This window comes from Acinetobacter sp. 24-47-47, assembly GCF_057737035.1.
Window position 1 is genome coordinate 1,685,636 of the sequence record NZ_CM173216.1, and the last position, 15,757, is coordinate 1,701,392.

Here is a 15,757-nt window from a genome sequence, read left to right on the forward strand (position 1 = left end):
GTGAGATTAAAGCATGGAATTACAGGGCATTTGTCATAAAATGCACGCTGGTTTAACCAACCTAAGTGTAACTGAACAACAAACACAACAGGCAAATGTTGAATATAAATTTATTTTAGATCGTTCAGAAATCAATCTCCCGTTCAACTTAGGTCAAGAAATTGAAATTGAATGGACCGGCAAAATTTACTGTGTTTCCTGTGGGAATAAAACACCAAAATCATACTCCCAAGGTCACTGCTTTAAATGCATGAAAACGAAAGCAGCCTGTGATATGTGTATTATGAAGCCAGAAACATGCCATTACCATTTAGGGACTTGTCGTGAAGAAAGCTTTGCTCAAGAAGTATGCTTTCAACCCCATATTGTCTATCTTGCCAATTCAAGTGCATTAAAGGTTGGCATTACCCGTTTAGGTCAAATGCCCACACGTTGGCTAGATCAAGGGGCTACCCAAGCTTTACCTATTATGAAAGTGGGCTCTCGTCGGTTATCAGGACAACTTGAAGTCATGTTTGGTGCGCAAGTCGCTGATAAAACAGACTGGAGAAAATTGCTGAAAGGTGAAGCGGAAAAGGTAAATTTGTTAGAGATCAGAGATGAATTGCTCACGGAGTTTGAACCTCAAATTGAAACCATTCGAGATGAGTTCAGCATGAGCCTAGATTTCAATGAAAATGTACAAATTTTAGAAAACGAACTTCCTCGTGAATTCATTTATCCTGTCGATCAATATCCTGAAAAAATTAAATCGCATAACTTAGACAAAACGCCAGTCATACGTGGAAAACTGCACGGTATCAAAGGACAATATCTGATTATGGACACAGGTGTAATCAATATACGCAAATATACGGGTTATGAAATTAAGATTCGAACTTAATTAATATACTTAAAAAAGCGACTCAATTGAGTCGCTTTTGGTTTTAATAAAACAAAAAATACAACTTTATGCTCTGTTTCTTCTACCAATTTTATTATGAATAGGATTCAAACGTGAAATCAAGAATGCCTCCAATCCATATGCCAGGTAGGCATATTGTGATTCGAATCCAATCGTAACAACTGTCCCTGAATCTTTTAATCTTTGATCAACAATATATGGTTTTTTACTTTCCTTATCGACTTTAACATACGATTGAAATCTTCTACTTAAACCTCTGTCAGGATAAATTCCACCTCCTTTAGATGCCCCCACACCAATATATGTAACTTCCTTATCTTTTAAGAAAGCATATACACCAGCTTTTAAGTAATTTGGCATTCTTATGAAATCTGAGAATGCCTCTGACCAAATTGGAGGCGTTCCCAATTGTATTTCATCCCAATGTAATTTGAAAAAATCTTCAGTTAATTCAATTAAATTATCGAATGTTGGATTTTTCACTTTAATAATATCAACCTATAATAATTTTAAAATCGCTTGCACTGGATCTTCATTTTGATCCGACAATAATTGCTTGTGCATCGTCAACAATTGCATAGATTGTATTTTTGAGTTTTCGATATTCATCAACAACTCAATCTCATGTGCTAAGTTTTCTGGAGTTGCATCATTCTGGATTAACTCCTGAATTACTTTTTTTCCTGCAATAATATTAGGTAAAGAATAATAAGGAATTTTTACTAAAAGTTTCGCAATCCAGTAGGTCAAACTGTTTAATTTATAAAAAGTCACCATCGGACGATGCAATAACATCGCCTCAAGTGTTGCTGTACCCGATGCCAACGCCACAATATCACTGGCATCCATGACCATCCGACCTATTTTAGATTCCGCGTCAATATTTTCCATTAACTTGATATTATCTCTGAACCTATCTGGGTAACCTATTAGGATCTGCTCAATTTGTTGTTTACGAGCCTCATTGATGGCTGGAATTAAAAATTGATACTCAGGATATTTTTGATGGACAATCTTTGCTGCATCTAATACAAGCGGTCCTAACTTATCAACTTCACCACGACGACTTCCAGGCAGTAATGCGATATGTTTTTGTGCAGGATTTAAACCAAGCGCCTGCTTTGCATCGAGTATAGGATTTTCCAGCGGTAGTTGATTAGCGAGAGGATGTCCAACGAATACCGCTGGCACATTAAATCGATCATAAAAAGTTTTTTCGAATGGAAATAGACAAAGTACCAAGTCAATTGTGGCTTTAATCCCATGAACACGACCTTGACGCCATGCCCAAACTGAAGGACTCACATATTGAACAGTCTTAATTGGCAACGATTTTTGCTTTATTTTTTTTGCTAAGCGTAAGTTAAAATCTGGTGCGTCTATCCCTATAAAAATATCAACAGGTTGTTTAGTCCATTGATCAACCAAGCCATCTCGAACCGCAAAAAGTTTTTTAATATCTTTTAATACTTCAACAATTCCCATCACCGATAGAATATCCATCGCATAATAGTTTTTAAAACCCTCTGCAATCATTTGAGGACCGCCAATTCCTTCAAATTCAGCATCAATTCCCTGCTCTCGAAAACGACGTATTAATTTGGCGCCTAAGGTATCACCTGAAACTTCACCAACCACAATGCCAATTTTAAGTTTTCGATTTTGCAAATGAATATCCTCTTTCATGCTCTACAAGTATCTTAACATAAGCATCTCATAACAGACTGAGTTCTTGAAATATCTTAACTTAGTAATGCTTTATCTTATTTTTGAATAAGTAAATGAATAATCAAGACAACAGCTTATATTCAAAAATCATAAGATATGCCGGTTTTCTGATAAGTAGCACAAACGATGTACGGTTCTATTGAATATATTTTAGCAGGTGTTTTAGTTGGTTTCTGTGTAGGGGTCACTGGCGTGGGTGGTGGCTCACTTATGACCCCTATCTTGATTGGTTTATTTAAAATTGAACCACATATTGCGATTGGTACAGATCTACTTTATGCCGCGATTTCTAAGTTTTGCGGCTCTTTTGTACATGCAAAAAAACTTAATATTGTTTGGCCTATCGTCATTTGGCTCGCGATCGGAAGTATTCCAGCCTCTTTAGCCACAACTTGGGTTTTAGACAACTATTTGAGTCAATCCACACATTACAAAGCCATTCTCACGATGGTCTTAGGCTTTATGCTGACCATTACTGGTATTTCAATTGTATTCCGTACACAGGTAGAAAAATTCTTCAAAAAATTTTCCAAAGAAGTTACTGAACAGGAAGTTGAATTAACTCGAGAAAAATTAAAGCAGAAGCGTTTATATATAGCTTTAATGGGTATTGTACTGGGTATTTTTGTGACCTTATCTTCAGTTGGCGCGGGTGCATTCGGCATTATGGCGCTGATCATCATGTTCCCTAATTTACCTATGATTAGAATTATTGGTTCTGACGTTGTACATGCAGTTTTACTGACGCTCGTGGCAGGTATGGGGCATATGAATTCAGGTAATGTGGATTTCAATTTATTAATGTGGCTTTTAGTCGGATCGATTCCTGCAATCATCGTTGGTACGCTGGTGAGCTCCCATTTACCTGAAAAAATTATTCGCAAGGTACTGGGCATCACCTTATTTGCCATTGGTGTTAACTTCATGCTTAATCCAGTCAAAGCGAAACCTGTGACCGCACCTGAGGCAGTTATTGAAACCTCAACTCAAGCCCAGTCTTAATTAATATCATGTTCAAACTGTAACCTCAGTGAAGCTGTATAATTCACTGAGGTGAAATTAAATGATTTATTCAATTTAATAATTTTCAAAAATTAAATCATTCTATACAATACAAGTAGAAACTCTGATTAATACCAAAAAGACAATTTCATTACTTTTTTTTATTAAATCCATTCAACTTTTTGATAACAAATGATCTACTGAATCATGCTATATTCAATAGATTGAACATTTTCTTGTAAAAACGAACCAGTGACGGCAATGAATACTTTACAGTCAAATTCTATCACCCAAAACGACATTGATGACGTGAATGTACAAAGCATTCAGCCTCTTGTTACTCCTGCTGAATTAAAAACAGAATTACCGTTAACTGATAATGCATACCAAACAGTCCTAAAAGGTCGTGAAACTGTACGTAATATCTTAGATGGCAACGACAAACGTTTATTCGTAGTCATTGGACCGTGCTCTATTCACGATCCTGCAGCAGCTCATGATTATGCTGATCGTTTAAAAGTTTTAAGCGAAAAAGTGAAAGACACGCTTTATATCATCATGCGCGTGTATTTCGAGAAGCCTCGTACAACAGTGGGTTGGAAAGGCTTAATTAATGACCCTGACATGAATGACTCTTTCAATATTGAAAAAGGTTTACGTTTAGGCCGTAAATTATTGCTTGAACTCAATGAGAAAGGCCTGCCATGCGCAACTGAAGCGCTTGATCCAAACTCTCCACAGTACTACCAAGACTTAATTTCTTGGTCAGCAATCGGTGCACGTACAACAGAGAGCCAAACACACCGAGAGATGTCTTCAGGTTTATCATCTCCAGTTGGCTTTAAAAATGGTACGGATGGCGGTCTCACTGTTGCGACCAATGCGATGCAATCTGTAAAACATGGTCATAGTTTCCTTGGCTTAAATGACCAAGGTCAAGTTTCGGTCATTCGTACTAAAGGCAACCAATATGCCCATGTCGTGTTACGTGGTGGTAATGGCAAACCGAATTATGATGCTGGCTCTGTAGCAGAAGCTGAAAATGCATTGGCGAAAGCAAAAGTAAGTAACAAGATCATGATTGATGCGAGTCATGCCAATTCTAATAAAGACCCATACCTTCAGCCATTGGTTCTAAAAAATATCACTGAACAAATTTTAGATGGCAATAAATCGATCGTAGGTATTATGGTTGAAAGTCATTTAAAAGGTGGCCGCCAAGATATTCCTGCAAATCTTTGCGATTTAGAGTATGGTAAGTCTGTTACAGATGGATGCATCGATTGGGAAACAACTGAAAAAGTTTTGTTGGAAATGGATGCAGCTTTGAAAGACGTTCTACCACAACGTTAATCAGATAAAACGCCATCACACGATGGCGTTTTTTATAAGGTTAAATCATGGATCAACTCGAAAAAGAACTTAGCTCAATCCCCCATTTTCAATTTGTTCATGAGCATTTGTTTAGCTCAGGTCAGCCAAACGAAGAACAACTTAAATCGATTAAAGCTTATGGTATCGATACTATCATTAATCTCGCTTTTACTGATGCTACACCGAATTTAAATCATGAAGATCGCGTAAGTGCTGAAATTGGTCTTAACTACATCCAAGTCCCTATTGATCCAGAATTTCCACATGATGATCAATGTTTATTTGTACTCGATCTGATCGATCATCTCGTGAAAGAGAAAATGGTCTGGATACATTGCACCAAAAATCATCAATGTAGTTCATTAATCTATCTGTACCGACTACATTATATGAATATGGATTTACCTACTGCACATGAGCTATTACACCAAGTATGGGAACCCAACAACACTTGGACTGGCTTAATGCACGCGGTCGGCTTACAGTTGCAAGGACGTAAAGCTACTCAAGAACTGCAAGCCTCTTTGATGAAAGCGCAAAACTTTGAATGATCGAAATTGCTCATTGATGACTAATTAATACGGTCGCTGTAGACAGGATTCCTTCCTGACGACCAGTAAACCCTAATTTTTCAGTGGTAGTGGCTTTAATACTAATCTGATTGATATCCACATCAAGTACATCTGCAATACTTTGACGCATATCCAAATTATGTTTCGCTAATTTTGGACGCTCACAAGCCACTGTAATATCCACGTTATTCAGTTGATAACCACGATCCAATATCAACTGATAAACATGCTTTAATAAAACCTTACTGTCCGCGCCTTTGAACTGTTCATCAGTATCTGGAAAGTGCTGTCCAATATCACCGAGCGCTAAAGCACCCAACAATGCATCACAAAGTGCATGTAAAACTACATCTCCATCAGAGTGTGCTTTCAAACCATGTGTATGCGGAATACGAATACCAGCCAATGTGACATAATCGCCTTCCTCAAAAGCATGAACATCAATACCTTGACCTATACGAATAGCTAAGCTCACATTGAACTCCTTTACACAGTTTTTGAAAATGAAATCTTGTATTCTTTGATTCTTGTTCGCTATAGTAGATGCGCAAACATTTGAAAGTATAAGCGATGATGTTGTCAAAAAGCGTATCAAGTTGGATGAAACCTTTAATTTCTATCTTTTTCATTGGATTAAGCAGTGTTTCTGTCGCACAGGCACAACTTATTCAATGCGATAAGCCTCAATCAAGTTTTAAAAATTCCATGATTTGTGCTGTTGATTTTTCATCTTTGAGAGATGAATTGAATGAACGCTTTTTAACATCCTACTTAGTTACCGATGCTCCAACTCGATTAATTCAAGATACACAACAGCTTTGGCTGAATCGACTGCAGCAGTGTAAAAATAAAAATTGTGCGTCATTACAAATCAATCAACGCATTGATGATTTAAACTTTTACATGTCGATGAATCAAACACTCACTCAACATTACATTAAGTTTGAACAAGGTAAAATTGCAGCGCAACCTGTACACCTTAAGATTCATCAATTGAGCAAGGATCGCGTTAAAATTGAAGGTATTGCTTATCGTAGCCCTAACAATCGCCTAGAAACCCAGACCATCCCATTATTGGCTTATACAACCACTCAAAACAAACACGAAATTATTGATAATGAGCATGATTGTCAGTACAAACTCAAATATGAAAAATCATTACTGATTGTCTCAACTGAGCAAACAGGCTGCGAGCGCTTTAGTGGAATCTATCGACTATATGATTAAACAGAATGTATGCAAGTTCACAGTTAAATTGCGAATGCTAAACACAACACTCCTGTGATCGCTAACAGAATACCTAAGCTGTTTTTTAGGGTTATTTTTTCTTTAAAAACTAATATACCTGCGATCACACCTAACACTACGACTAGAATATTCATACCAGCGAATACGATTGCAGGTGAATCCTTTAACAACATATGTGCTTTCACATAAAGTGCAATATTGGCAAAATTCAATACACCTAAACTTAGTCCAGCAAGAAAATTTTGCAATGACCATGATGTTTGACGCAGGGACAAATATCCCATGGAAATAATGAAAGCAAACACAAACATCAAGTTTAAACTGACTGCAAATTTTAACCCTAAACTTGTACTGTATTTTAACAGAACATCTACGAGTGCATAGCCAAGCCAAACTGCGAGCAAATACATTCCTGCTTTTTTTGTTTGCAATGTTGGTGTCGATGTTTTAGAAAAAATGATCAAAACAATTGCACTCAAACCCAATGCAATACCAATCAATTTCAGGGTGCTAAATTTTTCTTGGAAAAGAAAATAGGCTGCCAACAATGAAAGAACAACGGATAATCTTTGCGCGATTTCAGTTCTGATAATTCCAGCTTGATCAAGTGATTTGGAAAGCAGCAAGAATATTGAGGGTAAAGCTATTCCCAACAACCCAATAAGCCACCAAGGTGTGGAGGTTAATGATATTTGGTAGAGATCTGGCTCAAACCAAAAAAAACAGAGTATCGTGGCGATGGCATAATTCCACGCAATCATTTGCATGACATCAAATCCACGAGACTTACTAAACTTCAATAAAATCGATACTAGTACACTGCATAAAGCTGCTGAAAAAATCAGTTCCATAATTTGCTCTTGTTTTTTATTCAAGAAAAAGCCCACAATCACTGTGGGCTTTTTAAAATTATAAATAATTTTATTAATTATTTATAACGATCTACCATTTTCTCTAAAGAAATTGGGCGAATCTTGTCAGCATGACCTGCTGTACCAAATGCAGTATAACGATCTACACAGATTTGCTTCATTGCTTCAACAGTTTGAGCAAAGAATTTTCGTGGATCAAATTCACTTGGTTTTTCAGCCATCATACGACGCATAGCACCTGTTGAAGCTAAACGTAAGTCAGTGTCGATATTGATTTTACGTACACCGTGTTTAATTGCTTCAACCAACTGCTCAACAGGAACACCGTAAGTTTCTTTGATGTCACCACCGTATTGGTTAATAATCGCTAACCATTCTTGTGGAACTGAACTTGAACCATGCATTACAAGATGAGTATTTGGAAGTGCAGCGTGGATCTCTTTAATACGATCAATCGCTAAAATATCACCTGTAGGTGGACGCGTAAATTTATAAGCGCCGTGTGAAGTACCAACCGCAATTGCTAACGCATCAACGTTAGTATCAGCGACAAATTGAGTCGCTTCCTCAACCGAAGTAAGGAGTTGTGAATGATCTAGAACGCCTTCAGCGCCAACACCATCCTCTTCACCAGCCAAACCAGTTTCAAGGCTACCTAGGCAACCAATCTCACCTTCTACAGATACACCACACGCATGTGCCATTTGAACAACACGACGAGTTACATCTACGTTGTAATCATAAGTTGTTGGTGTTTTACCATCTGCACCTAATGAACCATCCATCATTACAGATGAAAAGCCCAATTGGATTGAGCGTTGGCAAACGTCAGGATCAGTACCATGGTCTTGGTGCATCACAACTGGAATGTGTGGCCATTCTTCGATTGCAGCCAAAATAAGATGGCGTAAGAATGGAGCACCAGCATATTTACGAGCACCAGCAGATGCTTGAACAATAACAGGTGAATTTGTTTCATCTGCGGCTAACATAATCGCGCGCATTTGTTCTAAGTTGTTTACGTTAAACGCTGGTACGCCGTAACTATGTTCTGCGGCGTGATCCAAGAGCTGGCGCATTGAAATAAGAGCCATAATTTCCTCCCAGGTAATGCTCCATATTCTAACCTGACCTGTGTTTCAATTCAGCAACAATTGACAGTATTTCATAAAAAATCCCTGCAATTGCAGGGAGATTTTCAATTTAATACTTATTGAAGTAGAAAATCACTCCGCCGTTGCTTGATCAGCAGGTGCATTTGCAACTTCTTCAGGAACATCAGTATTATTTTCATCTTGTAATGGCTGATCAATAGCATCGATAGCCGCTTGTTGTTCAGCACTAATATCTGATGCTTCAACAGCAACTTCTGATGTTGATGTTTGATCTGCCGCTGGTGCACTTTCTTGTTTAGAACAAGCCGTCATTGCAAGAGTAGCAGTCAATAGTGCAATTACGCCTAATTGTAATTTCATGATGTTATTCCGCATGATAAATCAGATTATGATCATAATATTTCAAAATTATTTCATTTTCATGACGAAAATTAGTCATAAAAAAAGACCTTCTTAGAAGGTCTTTTTTCTTAAATCCAATTAAGCGCGTTCAAGTAGAACAGCGACTGCTGGTAATGTCTTGCCTTCTACAAATTCAAGGAAAGCACCCCCACCCGTTGAGATATAACCAATTTTGTCAGCAACTTCATACTTATCAATCGCAGCTAAAGTATCACCACCACCGGCAATAGAGAAACCTTCAGATTCTGCAATCGCTAAAGATAGCGCTTTCGTGCCCTCACCAAATTGATCAACCTCAAATACGCCTACTGGACCATTCCAAAGAATTGTTTTTGAAGTTTTTAAAATTTCAGCAAACGCTTGAGCTGTTTCTGGACCAACATCAAGAATCATGTCATTGTCAGCAACATCTTCAACTTTTTTCACTACGGCTTTTGCTGCCGCTAATGAGCCAAGGAAGTCATCAAAGTTAATTTCTGATGCGTCAGCAACAACAACATCTGTTGGCAATGGAACCGATACTTTCGCAGCAATTGCTTTAGCTGTATCGATTAAATCATTTTCACAAAGTGATTTACCAACGTTATAGCCCGCAGCTGCTAAGAATGTATTCGCAATACCGCCACCGACAATGAGCTGATCACAAATATCTGATAACGATGTTAAAACATCAAGTTTAGTCGATACTTTTGAACCCGCTACGATAGCAACCATTGGTTTTTCAGGCGTCTGAAGCGCACGACCGAGTGCGTCTAATTCAGCGGCAAGTAATGGACCTGCTGCTGCAACTTTAGCAAGACGAGCCACACCTTCTGTCGATGCTTCTGCACGATGTGCAGTACCAAATGCATCCATCACAAACACATCACAAAGTGCTGCATATTTTGCTGCTAACTCTGGATTATTTTTCTTTTCGCCTGTGTTAAAGCGACAGTTTTCAAGTAACACAACTTGGCCTGGCGCAACTTCAACACCATCCAAATATTCAGTGAGTAATTTAACTTCTCGACCCAATGCTTCAGTTAAGTAGGCAGCAACAGGTGCAAGTGATTGTTCAGCTTTAGGCTCACCTTCAACTGGACGACCAAGGTGAGAATAAACCATTACTGCTGCGCCTTTTTCAAGAGCGGCTTTAATTGTTGGCAATGCAGCGCGTAAACGTGCATCACTCGTAATCACACCATTTTTAACAGGAACGTTTAAGTCTTCACGGATCAGAACACGTTTACCTGCTAAATCGAGGTCAGTCATACGCTGAAAGTTCATGTATAGCTCACTTTATAGATATTAAAACCGCATAGATTCTAAATGATTATGGTAAAAAAGGTGAGTAAAATTTCAGAAAAGCTGTAGAAATCTTTAGATTTGATTATGATAGATGGAGTCGAACCATAAAGTGTTACTATGTCTATCCATCCAGATCCAAGTATTAATCGTTTAAATGTTTTCGGCGAACCGCTCGCCAGTTGTTGTTTTGATCCTATCACAGGATATTTCAGAAATGGTTTTTGCCACACTGCGCCGTCTGATTTAGGTCAACATACAGTCTGTGCCGAAATGACGTCAGAATTCTTAAGTTTCTCGCAACGAATTGGGAATGATTTGACAACACCACTACCCGAAGTTGGTTTTCCTGGTTTAAAGCCTGGTGATTTCTGGTGTATTTGTGTGACGCGCTGGGTTGAAGCTTATCAGAATGATATGGCCCCGAATTTAAAACTTCAGGCTTGTCATCAATCAGTACTTGCTTATGTCCCGATCGACATTTTAATGGAATTCTCAGTGTAATGAATCATCATGTTGCTTCAACGTCAGCAAGAATTATTTTAGCTTCTGGCAGTCAGACACGTAAGGAACTACTTAATCGATTACATATCGATTTTGAACAAATATCACCCGATATCGATGAGACTCCGCGTGGGGAAAGCCATGCCGATGATCTTGCCTATCGACTTGCATATGAAAAAGCAAAATATTTTGCTGAGAAAGATCCAGATGCGATCGTTATCGGTTCTGATCAGGTGGCTTGGCGTGAAGGCGCACCTGACATATTTATTGGAAAACCTTTATCTCCTGAAAAAGCAATCAAACAACTTCAAGCAAATTCAGGAAAAATTGTTTATTTCAGTACGGCATTGAGTGTTCAACACGCTTCATCTGGGTTTGAAGAAACCATTGTTGAACATTATAAGGTCAAATTTAGGCATTTGAATCTGGAAGAAATTCAGCGTTATGTCGCACTTGAACAACCTTTACAGTGTGCTGGAAGTTTCAAATGCGAAAGTTTGGGCATCAGCTTATTTGAAGAAATGATCGGTCAGGATCAAACAACTTTAATGGGTATGCCGATGATCCAATTGTGTAAGATTTTACGTGAATTGAAAATTCTAGTGCCTTGATACGTTGCTTATTAATAAATAAGACCGAGTTCAATGACTCGGTTTTTTTGGAATTATTTGTTACTAGCAACTGATGAATGAAATAAATACCCTATTTTTAGCTCAAATAATTACAACTGAGCTAAATTAATTTATCTACACAAAGCTGTGGAAAATTGATCGATAAGCGATCTCAAAACATAGAAATTGTAAAAAAGTTCAAATGATCATATTTGGGTTGTTCATTTCAAGTTAAGAATATGAATTACATGAACAAGTTAAGAAACTTTGTATAACATCCATTATCTTAGTTTAAGTTATCATTGTTAAAGTTTTTTTCAATTTTGGATAATATCTTTAGGGGGATACATATGCATGATAACTACTGGAATAGATTTCTACATATAGAAAAAAACTAAAAGAATTTAGTACTCACGTAGATTTTGACATTAGAAACAATGAAACTTTTTCTATAGAAATAATGAATTTGTATCTTACAATTTGTTCAGAAATTGAAGCTATTTTTAAGGCTTGTACATCTAATATTGGTAATTCATTCAACTTTAGAGATTTTCGTGAATACTATAAAGATGAAACACAACTACAAAGTCTATCTCTCTTAAAGTCTGACGTAAAAATTAAATATACATCTTTAAAATTCACTCCATTTGATAAGATAGATAGCGATGAAACAATTTTATGGTGGAATCACCATAATAAAATTAAGCATGATCGTGAGATTAATAGAAATCTCGCGAACTTAAAAAATCTATTAGACTCAGCTAGCGCACTTTTTTTACTTAACTTAGTCTACAGATTTGTAGTTCAAGAAAAAATATACCTTATACCCCCTCCTGAAATTTTCGAAACAAAAGACTTCTTGGTCAGCATTCATTCTTCAGGAGGTGGGCTTCTATATACATCCAAAGCCTGTATAAATAGTTTTAGTGCTGAAAGCCCTTTTGATGATGATTAGTTTAGTTAATATTTGATTCAATAAATCTGCCTCATTTAACATAATGGCTGTTATACGATATGAAATTCCCCTCAAAGTGTAAATTAATTATTTCTTTAAAATAGCTATATTCATTTTTTTCATATTCATTTGTATCATCCATAAGCAAGAAAACATGCGCTTTTAAAGCCGTGTCACTTGCAGAACTTGCATCGTTCAAGGGACAATAAGCCAAACTAAATTGTAGTCCTTATTATGTCCCAAACTTTAGACGTTCTCGGCGGTATTAGCGCTGAACAATTCCTTACGGAATATTGGCAAAAAAAACCGCTCCTCGTTCGTAATGCAGTTCCTGAAATTGTGGGTTTACTTGAACCCAATGATGTTATGGAGCTTGCACTCGATGAAAACGTGACTGCACGTTTGATCAAACAAAAAGATCGTGACCCTAATCAATGGAATGTGAAGTCATCGCCACTGCTCAAAGCAGACTTCCAAAAAATGCCAAAATTATGGACACTACTCGTTCAAGCGGTCGATCACTATTCGTTTGATCTTGCTGAGTTATGGAAAAAATTTCCTTTTATTCCTCAATGGCGTCGTGAAGATATTATGGTGTCTTACGCACCACAAGGTGGTTCTGTCGGTAAACACTTCGATTTTTATGATGTATTTTTAGTTCAAGGTTACGGACATCGCCGTTGGCAATTAGGCCAAATGTGTGATGAACAGACAGCACTCGTTGCAGGTCAGCCTTTAAAACTTTTGCAAGAAATGGAAGTTCATTTTGATGAAGTTTTGGCGCCAGGAGATTTACTATATGTCCCACCTGGTCTTTCTCATTATGGCGTAGCTGAAGATGAGTGTTTAACCTATTCTTTCGGTTTCCGCATGCCAAATATCTCAGACATGATGGATAGTCTTGGTGATTCTTTTTCAGAACAAGAGCAACTGAAAAAACCATTATTAGATATCACACGCTCTGTCAGCACTGCTGTCGGCGAAATTTCAGATCATGAGCTTAGCTATTTGCGCGAACAACTTTTAGCTCAACTGCAAAATCCTGAGATGCTAAATGAAGCAATCATGTGTCTCGCTTCGCAACCTGGTTATCCTAACAATATTCCAGAAAATGACGAAATTGGAACAGGTGATTTAGAAGAAGCACTTGAAGAAGGTTATTTATTAAAAATCGAACCTGCTTCACGTTTGCTGTATAGCAACTTCAATGATGAACTTAACTTTTGGGCAAATGGAGAGCGCTTATGTATCTCCGAAGAATTTAAACCTCATTTAAAACGTATCGCTGATGGTGAAATGATCGCTTTAGATGAAAGTTTATATGATCAACATATTCTTGAAGATCTCGCTGAACTCTTGAATAGTTCGATCATTATGTTGCTTCCTTCGGAAGAAAACTAAACCTATAAATATAAATTGTTAGCTTACAGCTGTAAGCTAACAATTCACTACTTGTCTGATTCCATAGAAGTTCGTAAGGTAATTACAGTAAAGAACGATGGAAAATAAAAATGGCAAGTCCTGCTCAAGCAATAAGACATAAATTACTGAACACTTTTTTTTCAAGACATTCTGTATGGTTCGCATGTATTATCATCGCCCTGAGTATTACGTGGCTTAGGCTATTTTACAGCCCCCATTATATTTATTATTTTCTATCCGACAGTGTCATTAATATTATTTGGCTACTGACCAGTTTACTCAGTGTCTTAGGCCTATATGATGTACTTCAAAATAAACATTCAATTTTAAAGAACTACCCAATCATGGGGCATTTTCGCTTCTTATTTGAAGATTTCAGACCCGAAATTCGTCAATATTTTATTGAATCAGACCAAGACGCTTTACCCTTTTCAAGAATGCAACGTAGCTTAGTTTATCAGCGTGCAAAGAATGAAAATGCTGATAAGCCTTTTGGTTCAATTATTGATGTATATCAAGATGACTATCGTTTCATTACTCACTCTCTTGCACCGAAACTCCCAGCTGATACCAGCACCTTCCGTATTAAAGTGGGTAATGATCAGTGCGCTCAACCTTATAGTGCATCAATCATGAATATCTCAGCCATGAGTTTTGGGAGTTTAAGTGCTAATGCAATACGCGCACTTAATCTCGGTGCCCACATGGGTCAGTTCTATCATGATACTGGCGAAGGAAGCCTAAGCCCCTACCATCTTGAAAATAATGGAGATATTGTTTGGCAAATCGCCAGTGGATATTTTGGTTGTCGAACTGAAGACGGTCTATTTGATCCTGAAAAATTTAAAGCTCAAGCCAAACATCCCAATATCAAAATGATTGAGCTAAAACTGTCTCAAGGTGCAAAACCAGGTCACGGCGGTATTTTACCCAAACATAAGATTACAGAAGAAATTTCGAAGATTCGTGGTGTTCCTCGTGATCGCGATTGTATTTCCCCGCCAAGCCACCCTAGCTTTAATACACCGATTGAAATGATGCATTTTATTCAAAAGTTACGTGAACTATCAGGTGGTAAACCTGTTGGATTCAAATTATGTATCGGACAGCCTTGGCAATTTATGAGTATTGTCAAAGCGATGCTTGAAACCAATATTGTTCCTGATTTTATCGTCGTAGATGGATCAGAAGGTGGAACCGGTGCTGCACCGATTGAATTTAGCGATAATATCGGAACACCACTGCGTGAAGCGCTCTTGTTTGCACACAATACCTTAGTAGGTGCTGGATTAAGAGATAAAGTAAAAATTGGTGCAAGTGGTAAAATCATCAGTGCTTTTGATATTGCAAGTACCTTTGCCTTAGGTGCAGATTGGGTGAATTCAGCTCGTGGATTTATGTTTGCTGTCGGTTGTATCCAAGCTCAAAGTTGCCATACCAATCAGTGTCCAGTTGGGGTAGCAACACAAGATGCTGAGCGCCAAAAAGCAGTCCATGTACCAACGAAAGCAGAACGTGTTTATAATTTCCACAAAAATACATTGCATGCACTGGCGGAAATGATAGCAGCTGCAGGTTTAAATCATCCGAGCGAAATTAAAGCTCATCATCTCGCGCAACGTATAAATGATCGTGAAATCAAAAATTATGCTCAATTACATTTTTGGTTAGAATCGGGTCAACTATTGAACTGTAAAGATAAAGACGAAGAAAATTTCTATTTCAGAATGTGGAATTTGGCAGATGCCAGCAAATTCTAGTTTC

17 protein-coding genes are annotated in these 15,757 nt (G+C 37.6%); 10 read left to right on the forward strand and 7 right to left on the reverse strand.

Features of this window, described 5'->3' with window-relative positions:
- The first annotated feature begins 13 nt into the window (after positions 1 to 13).
- Entirely contained in the window at positions 14 to 883 is an 870-nt protein-coding gene (locus AC1M9E_RS07930; protein WP_481593700.1) for a DUF2797 domain-containing protein, read from the forward strand.
- A 66-nt stretch (positions 884 to 949) separates the two neighbouring features.
- Here AC1M9E_RS07930 and AC1M9E_RS07935 read toward each other — a convergent pair whose 3' ends face one another.
- Both AC1M9E_RS07935 and lpxB read right to left on the reverse strand, forming a co-directional pair.
- Positions 950 to 1,387 (reverse strand): GIY-YIG nuclease family protein, encoded by a 438-nt coding sequence (locus AC1M9E_RS07935; RefSeq protein ID WP_481593699.1) that lies wholly within the window; start codon positions 1,385 to 1,387, stop codon positions 950 to 952.
- 15 nt (positions 1,388 to 1,402) lie between these two features.
- Positions 1,403 to 2,572, reverse strand: a complete 1,170-nt coding sequence (gene lpxB, locus AC1M9E_RS07940) for a lipid-A-disaccharide synthase (RefSeq protein WP_481593698.1) — start codon at positions 2,570 to 2,572, stop codon at positions 1,403 to 1,405.
- 186 nt (positions 2,573 to 2,758) lie between these two features.
- Here lpxB and AC1M9E_RS07945 point away from each other — a divergent pair, with 186 nt between their 5' ends.
- The 3 genes from AC1M9E_RS07945 (at position 2,759) to AC1M9E_RS07955 (ending at position 5,559) form a co-directional block, all read left to right on the forward strand.
- Positions 2,759 to 3,634: a sulfite exporter TauE/SafE family protein gene (locus AC1M9E_RS07945; protein WP_035269154.1), complete on the forward strand. Its 876-nt coding sequence runs from the start codon at positions 2,759 to 2,761 to the stop codon at positions 3,632 to 3,634.
- A 261-nt stretch (positions 3,635 to 3,895) separates the two neighbouring features.
- A complete protein-coding gene (locus tag AC1M9E_RS07950; RefSeq protein WP_051586615.1) occupies positions 3,896 to 4,987 on the forward strand; it encodes a 3-deoxy-7-phosphoheptulonate synthase in 1,092 nt (363 codons plus the stop codon).
- 47 nt (positions 4,988 to 5,034) lie between these two features.
- A complete protein-coding gene (locus AC1M9E_RS07955; RefSeq protein WP_481593697.1) occupies positions 5,035 to 5,559 on the forward strand; it encodes a protein-tyrosine phosphatase family protein in 525 nt (174 codons plus the stop codon).
- Positions 5,560 to 5,569: 10 nt separating this feature from the next.
- On the opposite strand, the gene ispF is transcribed toward AC1M9E_RS07955, so the two are convergent.
- Positions 5,570 to 6,055, reverse strand: a complete 486-nt coding sequence (gene ispF, locus AC1M9E_RS07960; protein ID WP_481593696.1) for a 2-C-methyl-D-erythritol 2,4-cyclodiphosphate synthase — start codon at positions 6,053 to 6,055, stop codon at positions 5,570 to 5,572.
- A 98-nt stretch (positions 6,056 to 6,153) separates the two neighbouring features.
- On the opposite strand from ispF, the gene AC1M9E_RS07965 reads away from it, so the two are divergent.
- Positions 6,154 to 6,807, forward strand: coding sequence for an A1S_1983 family putative colistin resistance protein (locus tag AC1M9E_RS07965; protein ID WP_481608083.1), 654 nt, complete (start codon positions 6,154 to 6,156; stop codon positions 6,805 to 6,807).
- Between the two features lie 23 nt (positions 6,808 to 6,830).
- Here AC1M9E_RS07965 and AC1M9E_RS07970 read toward each other — a convergent pair whose 3' ends face one another.
- The 4 genes from AC1M9E_RS07970 to AC1M9E_RS07985 form a co-directional block, all read right to left on the reverse strand.
- The gene (locus AC1M9E_RS07970; RefSeq protein ID WP_481596359.1) at positions 6,831 to 7,679 is read right to left on the reverse strand and encodes an EamA family transporter; all 849 of its coding nucleotides are present in this window, start codon (positions 7,677 to 7,679) and stop codon (positions 6,831 to 6,833) included.
- Between the two features lie 77 nt (positions 7,680 to 7,756).
- On the reverse strand, positions 7,757 to 8,794 hold the full coding sequence (fba, locus tag AC1M9E_RS07975; RefSeq protein ID WP_035269168.1) for a class II fructose-bisphosphate aldolase: 1,038 nt from the start codon (positions 8,792 to 8,794) through the stop codon (positions 7,757 to 7,759).
- A gap of 132 nt (positions 8,795 to 8,926) precedes the next feature.
- Positions 8,927 to 9,175, reverse strand: a complete 249-nt coding sequence (locus AC1M9E_RS07980; RefSeq protein ID WP_481592481.1) for a hypothetical protein — start codon at positions 9,173 to 9,175, stop codon at positions 8,927 to 8,929.
- A 120-nt stretch (positions 9,176 to 9,295) separates the two neighbouring features.
- The gene (locus AC1M9E_RS07985; protein ID WP_481596360.1) at positions 9,296 to 10,483 is read right to left on the reverse strand and encodes a phosphoglycerate kinase; all 1,188 of its coding nucleotides are present in this window, start codon (positions 10,481 to 10,483) and stop codon (positions 9,296 to 9,298) included.
- Between the two features lie 138 nt (positions 10,484 to 10,621).
- On the opposite strand from AC1M9E_RS07985, the gene AC1M9E_RS07990 reads away from it, so the two are divergent.
- The 5 genes from AC1M9E_RS07990 to AC1M9E_RS08010 all read left to right on the forward strand — a co-directional run bounded on the left by AC1M9E_RS07990 (position 10,622) and on the right by AC1M9E_RS08010 (position 15,753).
- Positions 10,622 to 11,005 (forward strand): DUF2237 family protein, encoded by a 384-nt coding sequence (locus AC1M9E_RS07990; RefSeq protein ID WP_035269188.1) that lies wholly within the window; start codon positions 10,622 to 10,624, stop codon positions 11,003 to 11,005.
- A complete protein-coding gene (locus AC1M9E_RS07995) occupies positions 11,005 to 11,616 on the forward strand; it encodes a Maf family protein (protein WP_481592480.1) in 612 nt (203 codons plus the stop codon). The genes AC1M9E_RS07990 and AC1M9E_RS07995 overlap by 1 nt, the downstream gene beginning before the upstream one ends.
- Before the next feature lie 460 nt (positions 11,617 to 12,076).
- Positions 12,077 to 12,571 carry a hypothetical protein gene (locus AC1M9E_RS08000; RefSeq protein WP_488224664.1) on the forward strand — a complete coding sequence of 165 codons (495 nt, stop codon included), beginning with the start codon at positions 12,077 to 12,079 and terminating at the stop codon, positions 12,569 to 12,571.
- A 234-nt stretch (positions 12,572 to 12,805) separates the two neighbouring features.
- The gene (locus AC1M9E_RS08005) at positions 12,806 to 13,972 is read left to right on the forward strand and encodes a ribosomal protein uL16 3-hydroxylase (RefSeq protein WP_481608073.1); all 1,167 of its coding nucleotides are present in this window, start codon (positions 12,806 to 12,808) and stop codon (positions 13,970 to 13,972) included.
- A gap of 110 nt (positions 13,973 to 14,082) precedes the next feature.
- Complete coding sequence (locus tag AC1M9E_RS08010; protein WP_481608072.1) at positions 14,083 to 15,753, forward strand: FMN-binding glutamate synthase family protein; 1,671 nt, start codon at positions 14,083 to 14,085, stop codon at positions 15,751 to 15,753.
- Positions 15,754 to 15,757 lie beyond the last annotated feature (4 nt).